The sequence below is a fragment of the Bacteroidales bacterium genome (assembly GCA_013314715.1).
Lineage (GTDB): Bacteria > Bacteroidota > Bacteroidia > Bacteroidales > GWA2-32-17 > Ch61.
This window is the reverse complement of sequence record JABUFC010000008.1, coordinates 42,315-67,659: the sequence shown is the minus strand read 5'-3', so window position 1 is coordinate 67,659 and position 25,345 is coordinate 42,315. Positions and strand designations below refer to the sequence as shown.

The window sequence follows — 25,345 nt, the reverse complement described above, 5'->3', positions numbered from 1 at the left end:
GTTCCAACTACTTACTTTCATTCAATGACGAATAATGCAATAGCAATGTTTAGTGCTAAAAGCTCAACTATAAAAACAGAAATATTTTAATGAAAAATATTTTCTAAAACCGGAGTTAGTCCCGAAAAGAAAAACTCAACAGCAATCACCATCACAATTAATCCCATCAATCGCATAAGCACATTATTACCGGTCTCGCCAAGAAATTTTGAAATTCTTGTAGAGCTATATAAAATAATGTATGTCAAAAGCATTACCAATACAATTACAGAAATTAATACAAGTTTATGACTTAATGTCGTTGCATCTTCCATTAAAACAATCGCATTTGTAATAGATCCCGGTCCACAAATCATAGGAATGGCTAAGGGCGTAATCGATATATCATTTACATACGAATTCACCTCAGATTCTTTCACTTTAACTTTTACCAAGCGAGCTTGAAGCATATCCATTCCCATTAAAAAGAAAATAATTCCGCCCACCATTCTAAAACTGTTAACCGATACTCCAAAAAACTTAAAGAGCAATTGCCCTGTAAATGCAAAAAACAAAATAGTAATCAATGCGACAAAACTTGCCTTTTGTGCTGTTTTTATTTTCTTTTTCTGATCAAGCGTAGAAGTCATAGTCATAAAAATAGGCATCGTACCAAGTGGATTGATGAGTGTGAAAAACGAAGTAAAAGCCAATAATCCGTATTTAATAAGTTCGTCCATAAAAAAAATTTTGCACAAAAGTAGGAAAAAATTAATTCTGCAAAAGTTGACAAAAAAATGATGAATTATTTTTTTTATTTAAAAAATTTATTCTACTTTTGTCCAATCGGTTAAACTATTTGATTAAACCATATGGACAATATCTTAACTCACTCATTATCTGACATGGAAATAAGAATTTTGGATGCTGCCAAAAAGATTTTTATTGAAAAAGGATTCGATGGAGCAAGCATGCAAGATATTGCCAACGAAGCAGGAATCAATAAAGCCTTACTCCATTATTACTTTCGCAAAAAAGAATTTCTGTTTCAAGCCATTTTTACACAAGCACTAAAAGACTTCATTCCCAATGTCATGCTATCAATGACTTCAAACGAACCTTTCCCCATTAAACTAAAACTTTTTGTTGAAAACTATATCAACATGTTGACCCAACATCCACACATACCTGTTTTTATTTTGCACGAATTGTCAAGACGTCCCGAAAACCTGGTTTCTATTATTAAATCGATGGGTATCAATCCAAAATTAATTTTATCTATTTTCGAAAAAGAAATAAAAGAAGCAGGAGGCGAATATTATCCTCCAGAACATCTCATTATAAACACATTAGCCATGTGCATTTTCCCCATTGCGGCTAAACCCATTATTACTTCTTTGCTTTTTAATCAAAACGAAGAAGAATACCAAAAATTTATAAATGAACGAAAAACAATGGTTTACAAATTTATTATGAAAGCTATAAAATTATGAAAGCTAAACATTTAATCGTTATTTTTATTTTCATTAGCTCCATTACAAATATTTTTTCGCAAAGCGACACCCTGTTATTTAATCAGCTTTTGCAAAACCTTGAGCAAAATTATAAACTCAATGATAATGCTCTAAACGCCGATTCTGTGTATAAACTGAAAAACAAAATCAACCGGACATCCTATTTACCGCAATTAAACATAGTTACACAAGCAAGCTATCAAAGCGAAGTAACACAATTGCCCATTTCCATTCCTCATGTTACAATTCCAACCTTAGACAAAGATCAATACAAAATTGCTTTAGAAGCGAATCAAATGATTTATGATGGCTCCATGACAAAATTAAAGAACAAGCGTGATGTTTTATCTTCGGAATTAGAAGCCGTACAATCCAAAGTAAATTTAACCAACTTAAAAGACATGCTTAATAAATGGGTGTATTTGTATCTCATGAACAATAAAATAAAAGAGCAACTTGAGGAACAAAAAAATACACTATCAAAAAAGCAATATGAAATAGAGCAAATGATAAACAGCGGTATTGCTACTACAACGGATTTAGATGTTTTAAAAGTCGAGATTTTAAAGATAGAACAACAAATTGACGCTCTTAATTCAGCTTGTCAAAGCATTGTTTCTAATATTGAATTGCTTACTGCTCAAAAAATCAACAACAAAAAATTAGCTTATGAATACGAAAATTTAACTCCCAATGACACTATCAAAAGACAAGAACTAACAATTTACGAAAAACGAGCACAATTAGCTTTTATAAATGCTGAATTGGCATCTAAATCGAGACTACCACAATTATTCGCCTTCGGTCAAGCTGGCTATGGGAAACCCGGATTAAATATGCTTTCCAACGAATTCAACACATTTTATTTATTAGGCGCCAAGATGGTTTTCAATGTTTACGATTGGGGCAAAAGTTCAAAAGAGAAAAAAATTGCACAATTAACTAAAAATTCTATCGATAACGAGCGAGAATTATTTAAGCAAAATATCCAAATACAAGCAAATGAAATTCTTTCGTCCATTCAAAAAGTGGAACAATGGATTGAAAAGGACCTTCAAATAATTGACCTTCGCAATAATATATTAAAATCAACCAACGCAAAACTATTAAACGGAACAGCCAAGACAACAGACTATCTAAACGATTTAAATGCTAAAACTCAAGCCCTAATTGATTTAGAGAGACATAAAATTGAAAAACAATATTATATTCAATCTTACAAAATATTAACCGGAATAAAATAGATACTTATGAACAAAATAAAATTCATCAGCTTTAGCATCGTTGTAACATTAATTGCATGCACGAGCAACAATAACGCTCCCGATGCTTATGGGCAGTTTGAAGCAACCGAAATAATGGTATCTGCTCAGGCACAGGGAACTCTTATACAATGGAATGTAGAAGAAAGTAAAAAATATGATTCGGCTACCACTTTAGGATTTATTGATACCAATTCGTTGTATTTAAAAAAAGAACAACTAAAAGCTCAGTACAAAACTATTTCGTCAAAATATTCGGCTATTACAACACAAATAGAAGTATTGGAACAGCAAAAAAAGAATTTAGAAAAAGACAAAGAACGATTTGCTAAATTAGTAAAAGAAAATGCTGCAACACAAAAACAATTAGACGATATTACAAACAACATCGAAGTGTTAAACAAACAAATTGAAAACATTAAAACACAAAACCTGCCTATTTCAAGCGAATTAGAATCTATGTCTTTTCAAATAAAGCAAATAGAAGACCAATTATCGAAATGTTACATCAAAATGCCTATCAATGGAACCGTTTTAGAAAAATATGCAGAGAAGTCGGAATTTGTTACCCCTCCCAAAGTATTGATAAAAGTAGCAAACCTCGATTATTTAACTTTAAGAATATATCTTGATGAGGAGCAGCTAAGTCAAGTAAAATTAGGCCAACAAATAAAAGTCTTTGTCGACAATGGCAATCAACTAAAAGAATATTCGGGTACAATTTCGTGGATTTCTTCACAGTCTGAATTTTCACCAAAAATTATTCAAAATCGGGATGAACGAAAAAATCTTGTATATGCTGCCAAAGTAGTAGTTAAAAACGATGGTTTTCTAAAAATCGGCATGTTGGCTGATGTTCGTTTTAAATAAAAATGCAAGCAATTAGCGTAAATAGTGTATCAAAATCATACGGCGAAGTAAAGGCTTTGCATAACATTAATTTAACGGTCAATCAAGGTGAAATATTTGGCTTAATAGGTCCCGATGGAGCTGGTAAAACATCGCTTATGCGAATACTCACCACACTAATCCTTGCTGACAAGGGCGATGCTTTTATCATGAACCAACATGTTGTTAAACAATACAAAGAAATAAGAAAAATAGTGGGTTATATGCCCCAACGTTTCTCGCTATATATGGATTTAACTGTTGAAGAAAATTTAAGGTTTTATGCAGAAATTTTTGGAACAACCATTAAAGATAATTATGCACTCATAGAACCCATATATAAACAAATAGAACCCTTTAAAAAGCGAAAAGCTGGGCAATTATCAGGCGGGATGAAGCAAAAATTAGCTCTTTCGTGTGCCCTTATTCATAAACCCGAAATATTGTTTCTAGACGAACCAACTACCGGCGTTGATGCCGTTTCACGTGTCGAATTTTGGGAAATGCTCAAAAATTACAAAAAAGCAGGAATTACTGTTTTTGTATCAACACCTTATATGGATGAAGCAATTCAATGCGATCGACTTGCATTTATTAAAGACGGACATATTTTATCGGTCTCAAAGCCAGAGGAAGTTTTAAAAAATTATCCTTTAAATATTTTTGAAGTCAAAGCCGAAAACCTTTTCAAACTTAAGTCTTTTCTAAATGATCACCTGCCCAATGCTATCATAACTCGTTTTGGAACAACCTTACATTGCTCAAGCCATCATTCGCAAAAAGAAATACTTGAACTCATTAAGCATTTTGATAAAGTAGAAATAAATCCTATAAAACCCACCATCGAAGATTGTTTTTTGTGGCTTTCGCAAGAAAAATGACAAACGAAAATCAACATATTATCAAAGCCAAAGATTTGGTAAAAAAATTTGGTTCGTTTATTGCCAACAATCATTTAACATTTGAGGTAAAACGTGGTGAAATTTTTGGTTTACTTGGAGCCAATGGAGCCGGCAAAACGACAGCAATTAAAATGATGATTGGCTTATTAAAACCAACTTCGGGCGAATTAACTATAAATGGATACGACATTTATACCGAAACCGAAAAAATCCGCAAAAGTATTGGTTATATGAGTCAAAAATTTTCGTTATACGAAGAGCTAAGCATATACGAAAATATTCGTTTTTTCGGAGGCATATACGGACTAAACTACAAAGCAATAAAATCGAGAGCAGAATGGGCAGAAGCCAACTTTAACCTTAAAGGACTTATGAATAAACGAGTATCGTCCATTCCACTAGGTTGGAAACAAAAAATTGCATTTGTAGTCGCTAACATTCACCAACCTTCGATCATATTTCTCGACGAGCCCACCGGTGGTGTCGATCCCAAAGTGCGTCGTGATTTTTGGGACAGTATTTACCAAACTTCGGCTAATGGAACTACTATTATCGTTACAACGCATTACATGGACGAAGCCGAATATTGCCAACGCGTATGTATTATGAACGAAGGACAAATAAAAGCTATGGGGTCGCCACAAGAGCTAAAAAAAGAATATAACGTTGAAACCATTAACGATTTATTTGTAAAAATAGTAAGAAGATAATATGGGCAAGTTGAAAGCATTTATAAAGAAAGAATTTCTACATATTTTCCGCGACTGGAGAACTTTGCTTGTACTGTTTGCCATTCCTGCCATTCAGCTTATTGTTTTTGGATATGCAATATCAAACGATTTAAAGTATATTTCTGTTGGCATATTAGATAAATCGAACGATGAACTAAGCCGAAAGCTTATATCAAAGCTCGCTTACTCTGATTTTTTTAAAGTAAACGCTATACTGGATAATGACATAGAGGTTGCGTCTTTATTTAAAAAAGGTATTGTTAAAGAGGTTATCATTATTGAACCGCAATTTTCTAAAAAAATTATTCGTGAAGGGAATGCAGATATTCAAATCATTGCCGACGCAACCGAACCAAATACAGCTAATATGGCGGTTAATTATTCTACTGCCATGATCAATTCGTTCGTTACCGAAATCAATAAACAACCCAAACAAATCTTAGCTTTAACAGCAGAAGTAAAAATGCTTTACAATCCAACACTACAAGCCTCGTGGATGTTTGTACCCGGAATTATTGCATTGATTCTCACACTTATTTCCGTTATGCTTACATCGGTAAGTATTGTCAGAGAAAAAGAATTTGGCTCCATGGAGTTATTGCTTGTAACACCACTAAAACCTATTACAATTATTCTCGGAAAGGTAATCCCGTATTTTATATTATCTGTCTTTAATATCAGTTTCATTTTTCTTTTAGGTCATTTACTGTTTCAAGTTCCCGTTGCAGGAAGCATTGCTACTTTATATTTTATTTCGTTACTATACATTATATTAGCGTTAACCATTGGTATTTTTATTTCGGTATCGGTTTCCAATCAACAAATAGCGATGATGATTTCGCTGGTAGCTTTAATGCTACCAACTATTTTGCTTTCGGGTTTTATTTTTCCCATAGAAAATATGCCACAATGGTTGCAGATATTTTCTTCTATTATGCCTCCGCGTTACTTTATAGATGCCTTAAGGGGTATTATGCTGAAAGGGAATGGCATTGCCGAACTTTGGCAAGATTTTGTAATCATCACTGGCATGTTAATGTTCTTTATTCTCTTGAGTATTAAAAAATATAAATCCCGTTTAATGTAATGCGAGTGATTTTCTTTATAGTGCAAAAAGAATTTATACAGATTTTCCGCAATCGGATGATGTTCCCCATACTCTTTATTATTCCTATTATCCAATTACTCATTTTAGTGAATGCTGCTACCTACGAAATGAAAAACATACGTATTGCTTTTGTTGATTACGATCATAGCTCGTTTTCGCAACGTTTCATTACAAAAATAAGAGGAACCCATTATTTTATTGTTGGAGATAATTATCCATCAGTCAACGAAGGAATAAAAGCTATTGACGAAAATAAAACTACCGCGATTGTAGTAATTCCGAAAGATTTTGAAAAAAAACTAAAAACAAATTCATATCCACTCAAAATTCAAGTATTAATAAATGCTATAAACTCCGTAAATGCTACTATTTCGTACTCTTATGTACAGCAAATATTTCTATCGCTTATGCAAGAAGATTTTTTTGTAAAACAAATCTCTCCTGTTCCCAATCAGACAATAAATATTTTACCACGATATTGGTACAATGCAGATTTTAATTACAAGAAATATATGGTTCCCGGTGTACTGGTAATGCTGGTAACGCTTATCAGTTTTTTGCTTGGTGCATTGAACATTGTACGAGAAAAAGAGGTTGGTACTATAGAACAGTTAAATGTTACGCCGATAAAAAAGTATCAGTTTATTGTCGGGAAACTACTTCCATTTTGGATTTTAGCTTTATTCGAACTTGTATTAGGGCTTTCTATTGGTAAATTGGTATATGATATTCCTTTAGCCGGCAGCTTACCTTTACTCTTTGCTTTTTCGGGTATGTATCTAATCGTTTTGCTTTCGATGGGTTTATTTGTTTCTACGGTTGTAGATAATCAGCAACAGGCTACTTTGGTTTCGTTTTTCTTTCTTATGGTATTTATACTTTTAAGCGGTTTATTTACCAGCCTCGAAAGCATGCCTCATTGGATTCAATACATCAATAAAATAAACCCGTTAGCTTATTATGTTTCTGTAATGCGAATGATTCTTCTAAAAGGGAGCGAGTTTGTCGATATTTTGCCACATTTTATTTCAATTTCTGTTTTAGCAGTGGCTGCTATGACACTAGCGGTGTTCAGATATCGAAAAACATCAGAATAATATAATTAAAAATAAACTACATATAATAAAACAAAAAGGCTTCTCTTTTTGTATTGAAAAGCCTTTTATAACTATTTTGTAAGTATTATTTATTCTTTAGAGTGAACCTTAATATCCAATTCGGCTATAATATGTCCTTTGGGTATACAGTCTCCCTCTTTTACATTTATTTTCTTAATATAACCCGAATATGGAACAGTGATAATATTCTTCATTTTCATGGCCTCGAGAATTATTAGCTTATCGCCTTCATTAACTTTATCACCTTCTGTAACGAATATTTTTCCGACAACACCAGGGATAATAGCCGTTATTAAAGAAGGATCGATAGCTTTATAGGGCTTACGTTTCAGGTATTTTTTATTTAACAAGGTTTTATATTTGCCATCGTCAATAACGATAGTTTTTACTGGATCGTCAACCTTGGTTTCTGTTTTTATTTCTTTTTTAGCCATAGTAGTCATTTTTAAATTTTAAAATGGAGGAATTCCGTGTTTTTTAGATGGGTTAGTATTCACTTTTTCGCGTGAAACTTCGATAGCATGTACTAATAACTTACGGGTTTCTTTTGGTTCAATAACTGCATCCACATAACCTTTTGCTGCAGCTACATAAGGATTGGCGAATTTTTCTTTGTATTCTTTTACTTTTTGTTTACGCATAGCATCTGGATCGGGGGCCTCCATAATTTCCTTGCGGAAAATAATATTTGCAGCACCTTCAGGACCCATAACAGCAATTTCTGCACTTGGCCATGCAAAAACAAAATCTGCACGCAAATGACGTGAGCCCATAGCGATATAACCTCCACCATACGCTTTTCTTAAGATTACGGTAATTTTCGGAACAGTTGCTTCGCTATATGCATAAAGTAATTTTGCTCCATGGCGAATTACACCAGCATGTTCTTGATCTACACCAGGCAAATAACCAGGTAAATCTACAAAAGTAATAATAGGAATATTGAAAGCATCGCAGAAACGTATAAAACGAGCTGCTTTATCGGACGAATCTACATCTAATACACCAGCAAGGAATAATGGCTGATTGGCCACTAAACCCACGGTTTCGCCATTAATTCGAGCAAAGCCAATTACGATATTTTGAGCCCAAAACTCCTGTACTTCAAAGAAATCGCTATCGTCAACTACAGCTCGAATAACGTCGCGAACATCGTAGGGTAATTTAGGATCGCCAGGTACAATTTTTTCGACATTAAAATCTTTATGAGGTTCTTTTGGTTTAAATGGTAATGCTCTCCGGCTATTGTTCCATGGAATAAACGTTATAAGTTTTTTAATTTGTTCAAAACATTCTTGTTCGCTGGTAGCAAAGAAATGTGCATTCCCTGTAAGTTCAGCATGAACTCGTGCACCACCGAGGTCTTCCATGCTTATTTCTTCGCCTAAAACGGTTTTAATAACTTCAGGCCCCGTAATAAACAATTTTGAAATATTGTCAACTACAAAAACAAAGTCGGTAAGTGCAGGAGAATAAACAGCACCACCCGCACAAGGACCAAGTATTACCGAAATTTGAGGAATAACACCCGAAGCTAAAGTATTACGGAAAAAAATTTCGCCATAGCCAGCCAAAGAGTTAACACCTTCTTGAATACGTGCACCACCACTATCGTTGATTCCAATAAGTGGAATACGAAGCTTTAGCGCATGATCCATAATTTTGGTAATTTTACGAGCATGCATCAAACCCAGCGAACCTCCTGCAACAGTAAAGTCCTGAGCAAAAATACATACAGGAGAACCAAAAATTGTTCCTGTACCTGTAATAACTCCATCGCCATATAACACTTTACTGCTCATATCAAAATCGCGAGCTTCGTGCTCTACAAATAAATCATATTCTTGAAACGAGTCTTTATCTAAAATAGATAATATACGCTCACGTGCAGTAAGTTTTCCCATAGAAATTTGTTTTTCTATGGCTTTTTCACCTCCTCCTTGAAGGTATTGTTCTCTCTTACGAATGAGCTCTAATGTTTTACTACGTAATGACATAATTAATTGTGTTTAAAATTAACGGACAAATATACGTTATTTATTTATTCGTAAAGATGTTTTTTATCAACAGCTTTTAATAATTGATTTCTAAACAATAACCAATTTTTATAGGTCTAATTAATTATAACTTCATGTTAGTTTTACGAAAATTAATAGCTTTACCAATTATAATATACGTTTAATACATTTTCTCCTATGATTTCGGCATATTTAACATTTCTATTTATCGCAGGTGCTTTAATGCCTTTATAAAAGAAACTATTACCTGTAATTACACGTGCTTCATCCCAATAGTTACTGTCAATAAAAGATTGTAATGTATGAAGTCCACCTTCCACTAAAACTGATAAAATATTCATTTGATATAAATGACTTATTACTTGCTCAATAAAAGGTTTTTCGGTATTAAGTTTAATGACTTCCACTTTTTCATTTGGACAATCGGTAATTATATCGGTAAATACAATTGTTTTTGCTTCGTCGCTAAATACTTTTGCAGAAAGTGGCAACTTTTTCCCAAACATAAAAACAATACGAACAGGATTTTTTCCTGCCCAAAGTCTGTTTGTAAGCTGAGGATTATCGTTTAAAACAGTATTTGATCCAATTAAAATAGCCATTTCTTCGCTACGCCATTTATGAACTAAAGTTTTATTAAATGTACTACTTATCCAATGAATTTCAGGAATATCGCAATTGCGTTCATAATCAATAAAACCATCTTTTGTTTGTGCCCACTTTAATATTATGTAAGGACGCTTTTTTTCGAAAAAAGTAAAAAAGCGACGATTTACAAAACGGTATTCTTCTGCCAAAACTCCTGTTTCAACTTTTATACCCGACTCAATCATTTTCTTTATTCCATTGCCAGAAACTAAGGGATTGGGATCTAAACACGAAATTACTACATGTGGAATACCTACACTTATTATTGTTTCTGCACAAGGAGGCGTTTTACCATAATGCGAACAAGGCTCTAACGTAACATACATAGTTGCGTTTTTCAACAACTCTTTATTTTTAACAGAATTTAATGCAACGATTTCGGCATGGGCTCCGCCAAAACAATAATGATACCCCTCGCCAATTATTTTTCCGTTATGAACGATAACGCATCCCACTAACGGATTGGGTGATACATGACCCAATCCTAACGAAGCAATATCAATGGCACGCTGCATAAAAGAACAATGCTTGCTTTCATTATTTTTCTGTATTATCATAACTTATGACCCGTTTTTTCTAAAATTGATTTTACTGGAGTAGAACGCATAAAGCGTAAAAACTTTTTTACGCTTTCGCTATGTTTTGATGTTTTTAAATTAGTATAACCATATTCTATGGGCTCAATCCTCTCTCTTTTTATGGTTCCATCTGACTGTTTATATTGAATAAAATGCTGTTTATACCAATCTGCTAATTTAAAATTCGACAAATTAATGGAATCGGGCAACGATATATAATTTAATTGGTGCTGAATAGCAACCGATTTATATATAATAGTATAATCTGCTTCGTTAAGATCCAATAATGTTAAAACATCAACTTCCTTTGACCGAATAATAATATTATCTTTACCTAATATCTTTTTATATAACATAGGCTCTTTATAATAATCAATAGATAATGTAATTACCGACAAAACTCTTGCACCACAAGGGTCAGAAGATGGATCAGAAAAAGTTAGGCATACATCATCTTTTGACAAAATCTGATACCAATTTTTTTTAGTAATGTTTTGAGCATATTTCGACTGATTGTTATATGCAATAACCATTTCGTTCGACATTAAAAAATAAGAACTATCGGCATAGTGAGGCACAAGCATAGAATCAATTAATTTTTTATCGGCCGATATAAAAACATCACATTTTCTTTGTAAATCAATTATATTACGAATACATTGCTTGCTTCCGCAAGCTTCGGCACATATTTTTATATAAGGATAATGATTTTGAAAAGAATCTTTTATCCATTGCAAGGGAACAGAAAAACTACCAGCATGTAATATGTATAATGTATCAGAATAATTTTCATTTTGACGACTTCGATTATTACAAGATATTGATAAGCAAATGTTTATAATAAAAAAACAAAAAAATCTTAAAACATTTATCATAAAACAAAAAAAATGTACTTTTGTAAAAATATTAAATGACAAAGTTATGAAAAAACTAAGCTTTTTTTTAGTATTCGCATTTTTTACAAGTATTTCTTGGTCACAAGAAAAATTTAGTGGTGGCATCTATATTTCTCCTGAAATTAGTTGGTTTAAACCCGACAATAAACAAGTTCAAAAAGAAAAAGGGAGAATGAGCTTCGGATTTGGCTTAACAAGTGATATTGCCCTTACTAAAGCGTTCTCATTAAATATCGGACTAGGTTTTTCAAATGTTGGTGGAAGCTTAAAATATTTAGATTCTATCCCCAAAATCGAAACCGTAGATTCTACTTACATTAAATTACCTGCCAATACAGTATTAAAATACAAATTACAATATATTGAATTGCCTATTTCTATCAAAGGCAAAACTAAAGAAATTGGTTACATTTCATATTTTCTTAAATTTGGCGTAAGCCCTTTCATTCGTTATAAATCGCGTGCTGATGTAACCGTAGATTCTAACGATGACATTAAAAACGAAATTCGTGCTGTTTCATTTGCCTATCACATTGGAGGTGGTATTACTTATGCTTTAAAAGGCGATACTAAACTCTTATTCGAAGCCGTTTTTAAAAATGGTTTGTCCGATATCGAAAAAATTGAAAACTATAAAAACAAAGATTATAAAAATATTCTTAATGTTTTAGAAATTAGAGCTGGAATTGTATTCTAAACAATGAAAATTACACTTTGCCAACTTAATTATATTGTTGGCGATATTGAAGGGAATGCTCAAAAAATTATTGAGCATATCGAACAAGCTAAGTCTGAAAATTCAGACTTAGTTGTTTTTTCGGAGTTGGCTATATGTGGTTATCCTCCTTACGATTTATTATTCAATTCATCGTTTGTTCAGAAATCTATAGACGCTATCGAAGCCATTGCTCAACATTGCCAAAACATAACAGCTATTGTAGGTGGCATTGAAACAAATCACGGCGACGGCAAAAATCTTTTCAATGCTGCATTTGTATTGCAAAATGGCAAAATTGCATATACTTATCATAAAGCGTTATTACCAACCTACGATGTTTTCGACGAAGCTCGATATTTTGAACCAGCCTATAAACCTTTGTTTTTTAACTTAAAAAACAAAAACATCGCTATCACTATATGCGAAGATTTATGGACTACAGAAACCGACACTCAACCTTCGCCTGGTAAACCTAAATATCAATACAATATTTTACAAACCAACAAAGCACTAAACGTTGACTTAATGGTAAACATCGCCGCTTCGCCCTATTCTATATTTCAACATTCCTATCGTTATGATGTGCTCACTCGTGCACACCATTTTTTAGAATGCCCTATTATTTATGTAAATCAAGTAGGCGCACATACCGACTTAATTTTCGATGGTGGTTCAGTTATTTTTAATAATTTAGGAGATAAACACTTTTTACCTTTTTTTGAGGAAAGTCATCAAACCATAAATCTTGATACACTCACCCAACAGGGAAATTGCCTTAACCCAATAGAATCGCTATATTATGCATTAAAACTTGGTATTCGCGATTATTTTGCTAAAAACAATTTTAAAAAAGCCGTACTAGGATTATCGGGAGGTATTGATAGTGCAGTTGTAGCCGTATTAGCTGCTCACGCTCTTGGCAATGAAAATGTACATTGCTTACTCATGCCTTCGCGTTTTTCATCACAACATTCAGTAGATGATGCCATCGATTTATGCAAACGAAATCATATCAGTTTCGATATTCTTTCTATTGAAAAACCATTTATTGCATTCGAAGAATCGTTGCATTTTTTATTTCAACATTTACCCAACGACGTTACCGAAGAAAATATACAAGCACGCATAAGAGCTATTTATTTAATGGCATATTCCAATAAATTTGGAAATATTTTGCTCAACACTTCCAATAAAAGCGAAATAGCTGTAGGATATGGCACACTATATGGCGACATGTGCGGTGCTCTTGCCATTATTGGCGATGTATATAAAACTCAGGTTTATGAATTAGCAAAATTTATAAATAAAAAAAAAGAACTTATTCCAATAAATATTATAAATAAAGCTCCTTCGGCCGAATTACGACCCAATCAAAAAGACAGCGATTCGCTTCCCGAATACGAACATTTAGACAAATTGCTTTATCATATCATTGAGATGCAATTAACTATACCCGATCTCATTAAACAAGGATTTTCAGAAAATTTAGCAAAAAAAATATATCGCTTAGTTCAAATTAATGAATATAAACGATATCAGGGCGCACCAGTATTACGAGTATCAAGTAAAGCTTTTGGCTACGGAAGGAGAATTCCATTAGTCAAAAAATTTTAAAACTACATTATGCGATTACTAAAAGATATCATTATTGCCATTGACGGTTACAGCTCCTGCGGGAAAAGCACTTTAGCAAGAAATTTAGCAAAATATTTAGGCTATAGACATATTGATACCGGTGCAATGTATAGAGCTGTTACATTATTTTGTTTAGAAAATAACTTAATTGAAAACAACAAAGTAAAAACAGAAATTTTATTACCCTCGCTTAATCAATTAATTATTGATTTTAAATATAATGCAAACGACAATGTAAATGAAATATATTTAAACAATCAACTTGTAGAATCGCAAATTCGTCAACCCATTGTATCAGAATATGCTAGTATTGTTAGCAAAATACCCGAAGTAAGAACATTAATGGTTCAACTTCAACAAAAAATGGGCGAACAAAAACGCATTGTAATGGATGGACGCGATATTGGCACGGTTGTATTCCCCCATGCCGATATAAAATTTTTTATGACAGCTCTACCCGAAATTAGAGCACAACGTCGCTATCAAGAACTAATATCAAATGGCGAACATATTTCGCTCGAAGAAGTTACCAAAAATATTGAAGAACGCGATTTTTTAGACACCAACCGAGCTATAAGTCCCTTAAAACAAGCTCCCGACGCTATCGTTATTGATAATAGCTACCTTACAAAAGAAGAACAATTTCAAAAAATTATTCAAATAATCAAGGACAAATTCCCATATGAAGATTGAAATAGACCAGCATAGCGGCTTTTGCTTTGGTGTTGTATATGCTATTGAAAAAGCCGAAAAAATTTTAAATGCAGGACAACCCTTGTATTGCTTAGGCGATTTAGTACACAATAATCTTGAAATGCATCGATTAGAAAAAAAAGGATTGATTACCATAACCCATCAACAATTCGAACAAATGCACAACACTACCGTACTCATACGTGCTCATGGCGAACCACCTAGCACATACGAAATTGCTAGAAAAAACAACATCCAACTTATCGATGCCACATGCCCCGTAGTTCTTCGATTACAAAAAAGGGTAAAAGAAGCATCAACCACTAATCAGCAAATTATTATTTTTGGTAAAAAAGGTCATGCCGAAGTCAATGGGCTTATTGGACAAGTAAATGGTAAGGCGTTAGTAATTAATTCGATTGAAGAACTTGATAAAATTGACTTACATCAACCTATAACCGTTTTTTCACAAACAACACAAAGTCCACATAAATACAAAGAAATTATTGAAGAATTAAAAAAAAGAATGGCTGCTATAGGAACTCTACAATTACTAAATTATACAAACTCTATTTGCCGACAGGTATCTTCAAGAGACAAAGAACTTCGATCTTTTGCACAATCGCACGATATTATTTTATTTGTAAGCGGTAAACAAAGCTCAAATGGAAAAGCCCTATACGAAGTTTGCAAGTCGGTTAATCCGCGTTCTTATTTTATTTCAGAAGAAGCTGAAATCAATACAGAATGGCTTTCAAATATCGAAAGCATTGGTATTTGTGGCGCCACATCAACACCAATGTGGTTAATGAAACATATAGCCGAATACTTAAAAAAACTTATATCATAACAATATTTTTACTACTTTTATTCAAAATATTTTCGTTATGACTAAACAAATTAGAACTATTGGTGTATTAACCTCAGGTGGTGATGCACCAGGAATGAATGCCGCCATTCGGGCTGTTGTCAGAACAGCTATATATCATAACATTAAAGTTTATGGTATTCGCCATGGATATCATGGTTTAATAAACGACCAAATTCACGAAATGAAATCGCACGACGTAGCAGCCATCATTCAACGCGGAGGTACTATTTTAAAAACAGCTCGTAGCAAAGAATTCATGACCGATGAAGGCATGCAAAAAGCATACGAAAATGTAAAAAAACATGAAATAGATGCTTTGGTTATTATTGGAGGCGATGGTTCGTTTAGAGGTGCTACAGCTTTTGGACAACGCTACGATACTCCTATGGTTGGTTTACCCGGAACTATAGATAACGATATCTACGGCACTGATGTTACCATTGGATATGATACTGCTCTCAATACAGTAATAGATGCCGTTGACAAAATACGCGACACTGCTAGCTCACACAATCGCATGTTTTTTATTGAAGTTATGGGACGCGATGCTGGATTTCTCACCCTTAGAGCAGGTATAGCATGCGGAGCCGAAGCCATTTTAATTCCCGAAGTTGAAAGCGATATTAACAAATTTATTGAGTTTATTGAGAATGGCAATCGTCGAAAAAAATCAAGCAACATTATTTTAGTTGCCGAAGGCGAAAAAGAAGGCGGAGCTTTCGAAGTAGTAAAAAAACTTCAACCCTATTTACAAAATTACGATGTTCGAGTTTCGATACTTGGACACATTCAAAGAGGAGGCTCGCCCTCTGCTTACGACCGATTTATCTCTACCAAAATGGGAGTATACGCTGTTAAAGCACTTTTAGATGGTAAATTCGGCATTATGATCGGCATTCAAAATGAAAAAATCACTCACGTTCCAATTGAAAAAGCGATTAAACTCCATAAAACAGTCGATTTAGATGAAGTTAAAATGATTGATTTTCTTAATGTTTGAGCAAAAAACTTGCTCCAAGTTCTATGACAAAAAAGCTTTTCGTAAATGTCATATTGCCATTAAAAGTAGAAGGTGTATTTACATATGAGGTTCCAACTGAATGGGCGTTACTCGCTCATGTTGGTAAAAGAGCCGTAGTACAATTTGGAAAACGAAAAATATATACTGCTCTTATCGTTTCTGTTCATCAACAAACACCTACATACGAAACCAAGCCCATCATCTCTATACTCGACGACCAAGCTATTGTAACCGAAAATCAGCTTAAATTATGGGAATGGATGAGTCGTTATTACTTATGTACCATTGGCGAAACAATGAAAGCGGCTCTGCCTAGCGGATTAAAACTCGAAAGTGAATCTGTAATTTTACCAGGAATCAATTTCAATAACTTTATTCCTGACAGCGATGAAGAATATCAAATTAAAAAACTACTCGAACAAAAAGACTCTGCTTTAATTAGCGACCTACAAAGCTTACTCGAAAAAAAAAATATACAACATTTATTAAACAAATTACTTCAATCAAATTTTATCCAAATAGAAGAGTCATTAGCCCATCGTTATATCCCCAAAAAAGTTGAATATATCGACTTGGCTATTAATATTGAAAGCGAAGAACACCTGAATTCAATCTTTAATCAACTTAACAAAGCCCCTAAACAATCAGATGTATTATTATCGTATTTTTCATTAAATAATAGCCAATATCTTCAAACTGTTCCAATAAAAAAAGAAGAATTATTAAAAAAATCAAAAGACAACGGAAGTGCCACAAAAAAACTTATAGAAAAGGGCATTCTTAAATCCGTTTTTTTTGAAGAAAGTCGTGTCTTTAATAAAGTTCGCGAACTGAAATTAGAAAAGAACAAGCTAGAAAAAAAACAAGAAGAGGCTTTATTATCCATCGAAAATCAATTTAAAGAAAAAAATGTAATTCTATTGCATGGAGTTACTTCGAGTGGCAAAACCGAAATCTATATCCACTTAATTGAAAAATACATTCAACAAGGCAAACAAGTTTTATATTTATTGCCCGAAATTGCTTTAACCTCACAAATGGTTAATCGTTTATGCAAAGCTTTAGGCGATAGGGTGGCTGTTTACCATAGTAAATATAGCGATAACGAACGCACAGAATTATACCTTCATATGGCAACAGCCCATCAACCTGTTTCAGTTATTTTAGGAGTTCGTTCCTCAATTTTTCTTCCTTTTCGAAACTTAGGATTAATTATTATTGATGAAGAACACGAAACAACTTATAAACAACAAAACCCAGAGCCTCATTTTAATGCACGCGATACTGCTATTATTTTAGCACTTCAACACAATGCCAAAGTGCTATTAGGCTCAGCTACTCCATCGATCGAAACCTACTTTAATGCTCAAACTGGAAAATATGGTTTAGTTGAACTTAACGAACGCTTTCATGCCACAGCTTTACCTGAAATAAAGGTTATTGATATAAAAGACGAGCGTAAAAAGCATCGAGTAAAACAACAATACTACTCCGATATTTTTTTAAAAGAACTAGTTGACACCATTCAAAATGGAAAACAAGCTATTATTTTTCAAAATCGACGTGGCTATTCTCCATATATTGAATGCGAAGAATGTGGATGGGTTCCAGACTGTACCCACTGCGATGTAAAACTCACATATCACAAGGCATTTAATAAACTTATCTGTCATTATTGCGGGTATTCTATCCCCATCCCTTTACAATGCAATGAATGTAAACAACCTACGCTAAAAATTAGAGGACTCGGCACCGAGCGAATAGAAGACGAACTCGCTATGTTTATCCCCAATGCCCATATTGCACGTATGGACTTAGATACCACTCGAACCAAAATTAAAATAGAGCAATTGTTCGAGCAAATAGAAAAAAAAGAAATTGATATTTTGGTGGGCACACAAATGGTTACCAAAGGATTAGATTTCGAAAACATTGAACTTATTGGCATTTTAGATGCCGATGCCATGCTCAATTATCCCGATTTTCGCAGCGACGAACGAACTTTTCAGTTATTTACTCAAGTCGCAGGCAGAGCCGGACGACGATTATCTCAAGGAAAAGTTATTATTCAAACCACCCAACCACAACATCCGGTTATTCAATTTTTAACAAAGAACGATTATAAAGGTTTTGTAAGTTGGCAACTTGCAGAACGAAAAAGATTTAATTATCCACCTTACACCAGACTTATCCGATTAGAATTAAAACATAGAGACTTAAATATTACAAAAGAAACTGCAAAAAAGCTTGCCATTGAATTACGTAAAATTAAAACACTAGAAGTGTTAGGTCCTAAAGCTCCTATTATTGGTAAAATTAAAAATCTATATATTATGGAACTTTGGTTAAAACTTCCACGCAACAACGACGCTCTAAAATTACGCGACAACACTTATCATTGTATTCATCGCTTTTTTTCAAGTCCTGAATTACAAAACTTTTTCTGGTCTGCTGATGTGGACCCATTGTAAAATGAAAATAATTTTTTGATTTTTACCTTTGCATTTTTTCTATAGCTTCTTTCGATGCTTGCTGTTCTGCTTCTTTTTTAGTTAGTCCTTGACCCTTACCCCAAATCTGATTATTAATAATTACTTCAGCTTGGTAACCCTGAACTTTCTTGTTCGCGACAGTAATAGGTTCACACTTAAATTCTATGGTTAAATGATTCTTTTGACACCAATCAATAATCTTACCTTTGAAATTTGTTTCATGCTCAATCAAATTATGCCAATCAACATAGGGCAATATAATTTTATTTAAAATTATTTGTTTAGTAAATTCATATCCTTTATCAATAAAAATTGCTCCAATCATAGCCTCAAGAGCATTTCCCGGAATATTCGAAGCGATAATATCTAAATCGGCCTGTTGTTTTATCATTTTGTGGAGCTGAAGTTTAAGTGCTATTTCATTTAAACTATGCCGATTTACAACTTTTGAACGCAATGTGGTTAAGAACCCCTCATTCTCGTTTATAAATTCATGAAATAAATATTCACCAATAATTGTATTTAACACAGCGTCTCCTAAAAATTCGAGACGTTCATTATTGATAGAATAGTTTTTATTATGGTAAATAGAAGCAGACTTATGCGTTAAGGCTAATTCATAATAAAAAATGTTTTTAGGCACAAACCCAAAAACATTCTTTATAAATATCGATAATGGATGATAATTCTTTTTAAAAAATGGGAACAAGAACTAAGAATCTAGTTTTTTAAATAAAATACAAGCATTATGGCCACCAAAACCAAATGTATTGCTAATTGCATAATTCACTTCACGATTTTGTGCTTTATGCAAAGTCAAATTCAATTTTGGATCAATATTTTCGTCTTGTTCTTTATGATTGATGGTAGGTGGTACCGTATTATTTACCATTGCTAAAATAGTAGCAATAGCTTCAATGGCACCAGCACCTCCCAATAAATGTCCATGCATTGATTTAGTTGAACTGATATTTAACTTATATGCATGTTCGCCAAATACGGCTTGAATTGCTTTCAATTCGGCGATGTCACCCAGTGGTGTAGCGGTTCCATGAACGTTAATATAATCGATCTTTTCGGGTGCAATGTTGGCTTCTTTTAATGCCATTTCCATTACCTTTTTGGCTCCTAATCCATCGGGATGCGGTGCGGTAAGATGGTATGCATCGGCCGTTAAGCCAGTTCCTACAATTTCTGCATAAATTTTAGCACCACGTGCTACCGCATGTTCATATTCTTCGAGAATTAAGCCTGCCCCACCTTCGCCCATAACAAAACCATCACGTGTTTTACAGAATGGACGCGATGCTGTTTTATACTCATCATTGTTAGTAGACAAAGCTTGCATAGCATTAAAACCGCCAACTCCCGACTCCATTATAGCAGCTTCTGAACCACCAGCTACCATAATTTTAGCTTTACCTAAACGAATCTGAATATAAGCATCAGAAATGGCATGTGAAGAAGATGCACAAGCCGAAACGGTACTGAAGTTTGGTCCTCTAAAACCATACTTCATAGATATATGACCAGCAGCTATATCGGCAATCATTTTTGGAATAAAGAAGGGGCTAAAACGTGGAGTTCCATCTCCTTTTGCAAAGGCTATAACTTCTTCCTGAAATGTTTTAATACCACCTATTCCCGATGCCCAAATAACACCGGCTTCGTCTAAATCAATTTTTTCTAAATCAAGACCAGAATCTTTAACGGCTTCTTCCGCAGCAACCAGGGCAAACTGGGCATATCTGTCCAGTTTCCTGGCTTCTTTGCGGTCAATAAAATTTTCTACATTGAAATTTTTAACTTCGCAAGCAAACCTGGTTTTGAATTTAGATGCGTCGAACTGCGTAATTAAATCGCATCCGCTCACACCATTTTTTAAACCATTCCAAAATTCAGGAACAGTATTACCTAGTGGCGTTACTGCGCCTAAGCCAGTTACGACTACTCTTTTCAATTCCATAAAACCAGATTTAAGAAGTAATTACTTTGCGTTTTTTTCAATGTAAGAAATAGCATCACCTACGGTAGCAATTTTTTCAGCTTGATCGTCCGGAATAGCAATGTTGAATTCTTTTTCAAATTCCATAATCAATTCAACGGTATCGAGCGAATCAGCTCCTAAATCGTTGGTGAAGCTAGCTTCGTTTGTAACTTCGTTTTCGTCAACGCCAAGCTTATCGACGATGATTGCTTTAACTCTTGAAGCAATGTCTGACATAGTTTTAAGTTTTAGTTAGTACTTAATTTTTTTTTGAGACTGCAAAGAAATAAATTTGTAACGATTTTTTCAAATATTTTTGCAAAAATTTGACGAATATTTTTTAACAATGTCTGAAATTCAATAATATAACTACGTATATATGCAAAACAAAAAAATTAATTTAGCTATTTTTGCTTCGGGAAGTGGTACCAACGCCGAAAATATTGTTAAATATTTTTTAAACGATGATATTATTTCAGTGCACTCAGTATTTACTAATAATCCTAAAGCAGGTGTCATTGAACGAATGAAAACATATAATATCCCAATGATAATCTTTAATAAAGATGAATTCCATTCTAAACAATTTCTAAGTTTATTATACCAATTAAATATTGATGTCATTATTTTAGCAGGCTTTTTATGGCTTATTCCTGAAAATATTATTGTTAATTTTCCTGATCGGATTATTAATATCCATCCTGCTTTATTGCCAGCATATGGTGGTAAGGGCATGTATGGAAATAATGTACATAAAAAGGTTATTGATAATAAAGAGACAAAATCAGGTATTACTATTCACTTGGTAAATAAAGACTACGATAAAGGTAAAATATTGTTTCAAGCTGTTTGTCATGTATATCCAAATGATACCGTCGATACATTAGCAAATAGAGTTCATTTACTCGAATACACACATTTCCCATCAATCATTAAAGCATTTGTTTTGACAAGATAAACAATTTAGTTTATCTTTGCATTTTTTCGAAAAACCATGAAATTCATACGTGTAAATTTTTTAAAAAACTTCTTAAGTTTTTTATTTAATCCTTATTGCAACTATATAATTATTACTTTTGAAATCTTATTCTTATTAAGAATTTTAGATGTTTTAATACTCTCTTATAATCATTCAGCAGGTTATCACTTTACTATTACAGATATTTTCATCGGATCTATAATCGACTTCTCTTTATTTTCTTTACTTGGGCTTATTTTTTTATTACCATCTTTTTTTATTTATAAATGGAAACCTTTTTATCTAAACACAATTAGCCTATTGTTTGGGATCATTTGGAGTTTGACCTCTATCTTTTTCTCTTACTATTCAGCTTTTACAGAAATGCTTCCCGATTCACTATTATTTAAATATAATAGCTATAATACCCAAGAGCTAATGAGCACCTATCGTTATTTAGTGATTCCTATAATGGTTTTTTTTATTGTTTTTATATTCGCTATCTTATTCTCCTATAAATTCATAAATACACAAATATTAAAAAAGAAAACCATCATTATTTTTTATATTCTGGTTTTAATCTTTTCGATAGTGCCATTTAAATCAAAAATAATGAGTACAATACCCAACAAATCATTAATTATAGAAAATAAAGTTGCTTTTTTTATATATTCTAGTTACCAATATTTTACTCAAACAGAATTAGATAATTTAGCCAACGAAATCAACAACTTTATAAAAAAAGAATATTACAACGATCATTTTTTATCAAATGAATATCCATTGTTTAGAGAACGTGTAAACAACGATGTTTTAAGTAATTATTTTGAACCTTTCGACCAAAAACCCAATCTTGTTTTTATCATTATAGAAAGTCTTGGCAGAAACTATTCTGGTCCCGACGCTCTATATGGAAGTTTTACTCCCTTTTTAGATTCTTTAGCCCAACATAGTTTGTACTGGTATAACTTTTTATCTACTGCTGGGCGGACTTTTGGAGCACTACCATCCATTTTTGCTTCAACTCCATACGGCGAAATGGGATTTAACGAGTTAGCCGATAGCTTTCCTACTCATACTTCGCTTTTGCGAAACCTAAAACATAACGGATATTTCATTTCATTTTTTTATGGTGGTTGGCTTGGATTCGATCGAATGAGCGATTTTTTGCTTTATAATAAAACCGATTATCTTATTAAATATTTCCCTCCTATCTATAAAAAAATGGGAAAAGATTTTTCGTGGGGATACGATGACCGTACTCTTTTTAACTATTCATTTAAGGTTATTGATTCGTTTCCAACATCTCCACGTGCTGACATTTATCTAACTTTAAGCAATCATAATCCATGGGAATATGCAGAAATAGAAAAATACGAAAAAAAACTTGACCAATATTTCGCTCAACACCCCGATTTATATTCGAAACAAACCGATTTTTTTGATAAAAAAAGATTTGCAACCGTTTTATATACCGATGATGTGTTACGAGAATTTTTTAAAGCCTACAAGAAAAGACCCGAATTTGAAAATACCATTTTTATTATTACAGGCGATCATGGCTTATCATACAATATAAACCTTGCACTAAAAAAATTTCACGTTCCGCTTATTATCTATTCTCCTAAACTAAAAAAGTCTGCAGTGTTTAAAGGAGTTTGCAGCCATTCGGATATAAGTCCTTCTATAGAGCTTCTGTTAAAAAATAAAACATCTTTTAATATTCCACAATGGACATGCTATATAGGCAAAGGTCTCGATACTAGTAAATTTTTCAATATGAATTGTTCCTATGCTTTTATTTGGGAAAACAAAACATATCCCGATATACTATCTAATTATTATTATATGCATAAAGACAGTTTATTCACAGTATCTGATAATTTTCTACAGCGAAATATTAAAAATCCTAATATCGAAAAAGAACTAAAACATAAACAAACTATTATTGCCTCGATGCACAAAATATTGCCTAAACAAAATAAAATATTACCACAACATAGCTTTTCAACAGCATATCGGTTACCTTTATATCCTAACTATAAAAACAATCCTTTTGTTAAGTATTACAAAAAAAACGATAATTTTATTATAAATAAAAATCAAGAATTTATAGACGTATGCACTGCCGAATTAAAACATAATTTTTTTAATACCATAATAGTAAATGGGTTTATACAAATTCAATCGCAATTATTAAAAAAAATAACCACTAAACTTGTTTTCGAAACCAGAGATTCATTAAATAGATTAATTAGTTGGCAAAGCATTGATTTTGAAATAAAAGAAAAAGAAACAAAGAATTTTAATATACATAAGTATTTGATTATTAGCAGAACATCATCTTTTTTGCCAATATACAAAATAAATGTTTATTTTTGGAATCAAGAACGTAGCATTTTATCAATAAAAAAAATGAATCTTGATATATACATTGAATAATGAAACAATTAACATGTGTCTTTTTGTGTATTCTAATCATCTTTGCTTCTTGCAACAAAGATAATGAAATCCCTTCACCTACTAACAGTTCAACCATAAAATACCTAGGTCATAGAGGAAGTGGAAGCGATGATTTTATTGGAAAAGATAGCTTATTCCCTCCAGAAAACACATTTCAGGCAATGCTAATAGGGTTTCAATATCTTAACGGTTCCGAAACCGATATTCAAATGAGTTTAGACGGTACTATTTGGTTATGGCACGATCATAATTTTCCTAATACAAGTTCCAATTTGAGTATTCCAGAACTTCACGATACAACCATTCTTAGACTCCAACCCATAAACAAACCATTAGCAAAACTCGATAGCGTATTATATTGGATGTCTAAATACGCCTACACAAAATATATTTCACTCGACGTAAAAGGATACTTCCCCTATATTCCAAACTTAGACTACTTTGTTTATTTTAATCGCATGACCGACTCCATTAGTGCTATGGTAAGAAGATACCACATAGAACGTCGTGTGTTTGTCGAAACCGATTATACCATGTTTCTCGACTTCATGAAAATAAAAGAACCTTTGGTTGACCGTTATTTACTTGCATATACCGATCTGCGTTCGGCAATAAACACTTGCATTGACAGAGAATACACAGGAATTTCGTTTGCATATTACGACACTAGCCTTACAGAACAAAACATAAAATATTTACACAGCAAGGGGTTAAAAATTCAAGTTTGGACCTTGCATTCCATCGAAAGTATTGAACAAATAAAAAATTTATATCCCGATGTTATACAAACCGATATTATTAAAGAAATCAGTTTAACAAAATAAATTCACAATATGTCATATTTCGATGTTACAGATTCATTACT

The 25,345-nt window shown here is 32.9% G+C and carries 24 protein-coding genes; 16 read left to right on the top strand and 8 right to left on the bottom strand.

The annotated features are described in order from the left end of the window. Positions 1–86: 86 nt before the first annotated feature. The gene (locus HPY79_03220) at positions 87–719 is read right to left on the bottom strand and encodes an NAAT family transporter (protein ID NSW44824.1); all 633 of its coding nucleotides are present in this window, start codon (positions 717–719) and stop codon (positions 87–89) included. A gap of 132 nt (positions 720–851) precedes the next feature. On the opposite strand from HPY79_03220, the gene HPY79_03215 reads away from it, so the two are divergent. The 7 genes from HPY79_03215 to HPY79_03185 are packed head-to-tail and all read left to right on the top strand — an operon-like array spanning position 852 to position 7,481. Continuing rightward, a complete protein-coding gene (locus HPY79_03215) occupies positions 852–1,472 on the top strand; it encodes a TetR/AcrR family transcriptional regulator (GenBank protein ID NSW44823.1) in 621 nt (206 codons plus the stop codon). Next, positions 1,469–2,737, top strand: a complete 1,269-nt coding sequence (locus HPY79_03210) for a TolC family protein (GenBank protein NSW44822.1) — start codon at positions 1,469–1,471, stop codon at positions 2,735–2,737. The genes HPY79_03215 and HPY79_03210 overlap by 4 nt, the downstream gene beginning before the upstream one ends. Before the next feature lie 6 nt (positions 2,738–2,743). Next, positions 2,744–3,625 (top strand): HlyD family efflux transporter periplasmic adaptor subunit, encoded by an 882-nt coding sequence (locus HPY79_03205; GenBank protein ID NSW44821.1) that lies wholly within the window; start codon positions 2,744–2,746, stop codon positions 3,623–3,625. Between the two features lie 2 nt (positions 3,626–3,627). After that, complete coding sequence (locus HPY79_03200) at positions 3,628–4,524, top strand: ABC transporter ATP-binding protein (GenBank protein ID NSW44820.1); 897 nt, start codon at positions 3,628–3,630, stop codon at positions 4,522–4,524. Next, on the top strand, positions 4,521–5,255 hold the full coding sequence (locus HPY79_03195) for an ABC transporter ATP-binding protein (GenBank protein NSW44819.1): 735 nt from the start codon (positions 4,521–4,523) through the stop codon (positions 5,253–5,255). The genes HPY79_03200 and HPY79_03195 overlap by 4 nt, the downstream gene beginning before the upstream one ends. 1 nt (position 5,256) lies before the next feature. Next, on the top strand, positions 5,257–6,363 hold the full coding sequence (locus tag HPY79_03190; GenBank protein ID NSW44818.1) for an ABC transporter permease: 1,107 nt from the start codon (positions 5,257–5,259) through the stop codon (positions 6,361–6,363). Continuing rightward, on the top strand, positions 6,363–7,481 hold the full coding sequence (locus HPY79_03185; protein NSW44817.1) for an ABC transporter permease: 1,119 nt from the start codon (positions 6,363–6,365) through the stop codon (positions 7,479–7,481). Before HPY79_03190 ends, HPY79_03185 begins: the two co-directional genes overlap by 1 nt. An 89-nt stretch (positions 7,482–7,570) precedes the next feature. Here the strand turns inward: HPY79_03185 and HPY79_03180 are convergent, their stop codons facing one another. The 4 genes from HPY79_03180 to HPY79_03165 all read right to left on the bottom strand — a co-directional run bounded on the left by HPY79_03180 (position 7,571) and on the right by HPY79_03165 (position 11,621). Then, the gene (locus HPY79_03180; protein ID NSW44816.1) at positions 7,571–7,936 is read right to left on the bottom strand and encodes an acetyl-CoA carboxylase biotin carboxyl carrier protein subunit; all 366 of its coding nucleotides are present in this window, start codon (positions 7,934–7,936) and stop codon (positions 7,571–7,573) included. Positions 7,937–7,954: 18 nt separating this feature from the next. Beyond that, positions 7,955–9,499 (bottom strand): acyl-CoA carboxylase subunit beta, encoded by a 1,545-nt coding sequence (locus HPY79_03175; GenBank protein ID NSW44815.1) that lies wholly within the window; start codon positions 9,497–9,499, stop codon positions 7,955–7,957. A gap of 161 nt (positions 9,500–9,660) precedes the next feature. Next, positions 9,661–10,725 carry a bifunctional diaminohydroxyphosphoribosylaminopyrimidine deaminase/5-amino-6-(5-phosphoribosylamino)uracil reductase RibD gene (gene ribD / locus HPY79_03170; GenBank protein ID NSW44814.1) on the bottom strand — a complete coding sequence of 355 codons (1,065 nt, stop codon included), beginning with the start codon at positions 10,723–10,725 and terminating at the stop codon, positions 9,661–9,663. Then, a complete protein-coding gene (locus tag HPY79_03165) occupies positions 10,722–11,621 on the bottom strand; it encodes a substrate-binding domain-containing protein (GenBank protein ID NSW44813.1) in 900 nt (299 codons plus the stop codon). The genes ribD and HPY79_03165 overlap by 4 nt, the downstream gene beginning before the upstream one ends. Before the next feature lie 46 nt (positions 11,622–11,667). On the opposite strand from HPY79_03165, the gene HPY79_03160 reads away from it, so the two are divergent. From HPY79_03160 to priA, 6 genes are read left to right on the top strand one after another with little or no spacing between them, the layout of a single operon-like run. Next, positions 11,668–12,339, top strand: coding sequence for a PorT family protein (locus HPY79_03160; GenBank protein ID NSW44812.1), 672 nt, complete (start codon positions 11,668–11,670; stop codon positions 12,337–12,339). A 3-nt stretch (positions 12,340–12,342) separates the two neighbouring features. Further along, positions 12,343–13,974 (top strand): NAD+ synthase, encoded by a 1,632-nt coding sequence (locus HPY79_03155; GenBank protein NSW44811.1) that lies wholly within the window; start codon positions 12,343–12,345, stop codon positions 13,972–13,974. 9 nt (positions 13,975–13,983) lie between these two features. Then, entirely contained in the window at positions 13,984–14,688 is a 705-nt protein-coding gene (locus tag HPY79_03150) for a (d)CMP kinase (protein NSW44810.1), read from the top strand. Beyond that, positions 14,678–15,538 carry a 4-hydroxy-3-methylbut-2-enyl diphosphate reductase gene (locus tag HPY79_03145; protein ID NSW44809.1) on the top strand — a complete coding sequence of 287 codons (861 nt, stop codon included), beginning with the start codon at positions 14,678–14,680 and terminating at the stop codon, positions 15,536–15,538. The genes HPY79_03150 and HPY79_03145 overlap by 11 nt, the downstream gene beginning before the upstream one ends. A gap of 37 nt (positions 15,539–15,575) precedes the next feature. Further along, the gene (pfkA, locus tag HPY79_03140; protein ID NSW44808.1) at positions 15,576–16,559 is read left to right on the top strand and encodes a 6-phosphofructokinase; all 984 of its coding nucleotides are present in this window, start codon (positions 15,576–15,578) and stop codon (positions 16,557–16,559) included. Positions 16,560–16,582: 23 nt separating this feature from the next. Then, complete coding sequence (gene priA, locus HPY79_03135; GenBank protein ID NSW44807.1) at positions 16,583–19,051, top strand: primosomal protein N'; 2,469 nt, start codon at positions 16,583–16,585, stop codon at positions 19,049–19,051. A gap of 22 nt (positions 19,052–19,073) precedes the next feature. Here the strand turns inward: priA and rnc are convergent, their stop codons facing one another. The 3 genes from rnc to HPY79_03120 form a co-directional block, all read right to left on the bottom strand. Next, positions 19,074–19,715 (bottom strand): ribonuclease III, encoded by a 642-nt coding sequence (gene rnc, locus HPY79_03130; GenBank protein NSW44806.1) that lies wholly within the window; start codon positions 19,713–19,715, stop codon positions 19,074–19,076. Between the two features lie 69 nt (positions 19,716–19,784). After that, a complete protein-coding gene (fabF, locus tag HPY79_03125; protein ID NSW44805.1) occupies positions 19,785–21,038 on the bottom strand; it encodes a beta-ketoacyl-ACP synthase II in 1,254 nt (417 codons plus the stop codon). A gap of 21 nt (positions 21,039–21,059) precedes the next feature. Beyond that, positions 21,060–21,296: an acyl carrier protein gene (locus HPY79_03120; protein ID NSW44804.1), complete on the bottom strand. Its 237-nt coding sequence runs from the start codon at positions 21,294–21,296 to the stop codon at positions 21,060–21,062. Positions 21,297–21,438: 142 nt separating this feature from the next. Between HPY79_03120 and HPY79_03115 the strand changes: the two genes are divergently transcribed. The 3 genes from HPY79_03115 (at position 21,439) to HPY79_03105 (ending at position 25,304) form a co-directional block, all read left to right on the top strand. Beyond that, a complete protein-coding gene (locus HPY79_03115; GenBank protein ID NSW44803.1) occupies positions 21,439–22,017 on the top strand; it encodes a phosphoribosylglycinamide formyltransferase in 579 nt (192 codons plus the stop codon). Between the two features lie 612 nt (positions 22,018–22,629). Next, on the top strand, positions 22,630–24,459 hold the full coding sequence (locus HPY79_03110; GenBank protein NSW44802.1) for an LTA synthase family protein: 1,830 nt from the start codon (positions 22,630–22,632) through the stop codon (positions 24,457–24,459). Further along, positions 24,459–25,304 carry a glycerophosphodiester phosphodiesterase gene (locus HPY79_03105; GenBank protein NSW44801.1) on the top strand — a complete coding sequence of 282 codons (846 nt, stop codon included), beginning with the start codon at positions 24,459–24,461 and terminating at the stop codon, positions 25,302–25,304. The genes HPY79_03110 and HPY79_03105 overlap by 1 nt, the downstream gene beginning before the upstream one ends. The last annotated feature ends 41 nt before the right edge of the window (positions 25,305–25,345 follow it).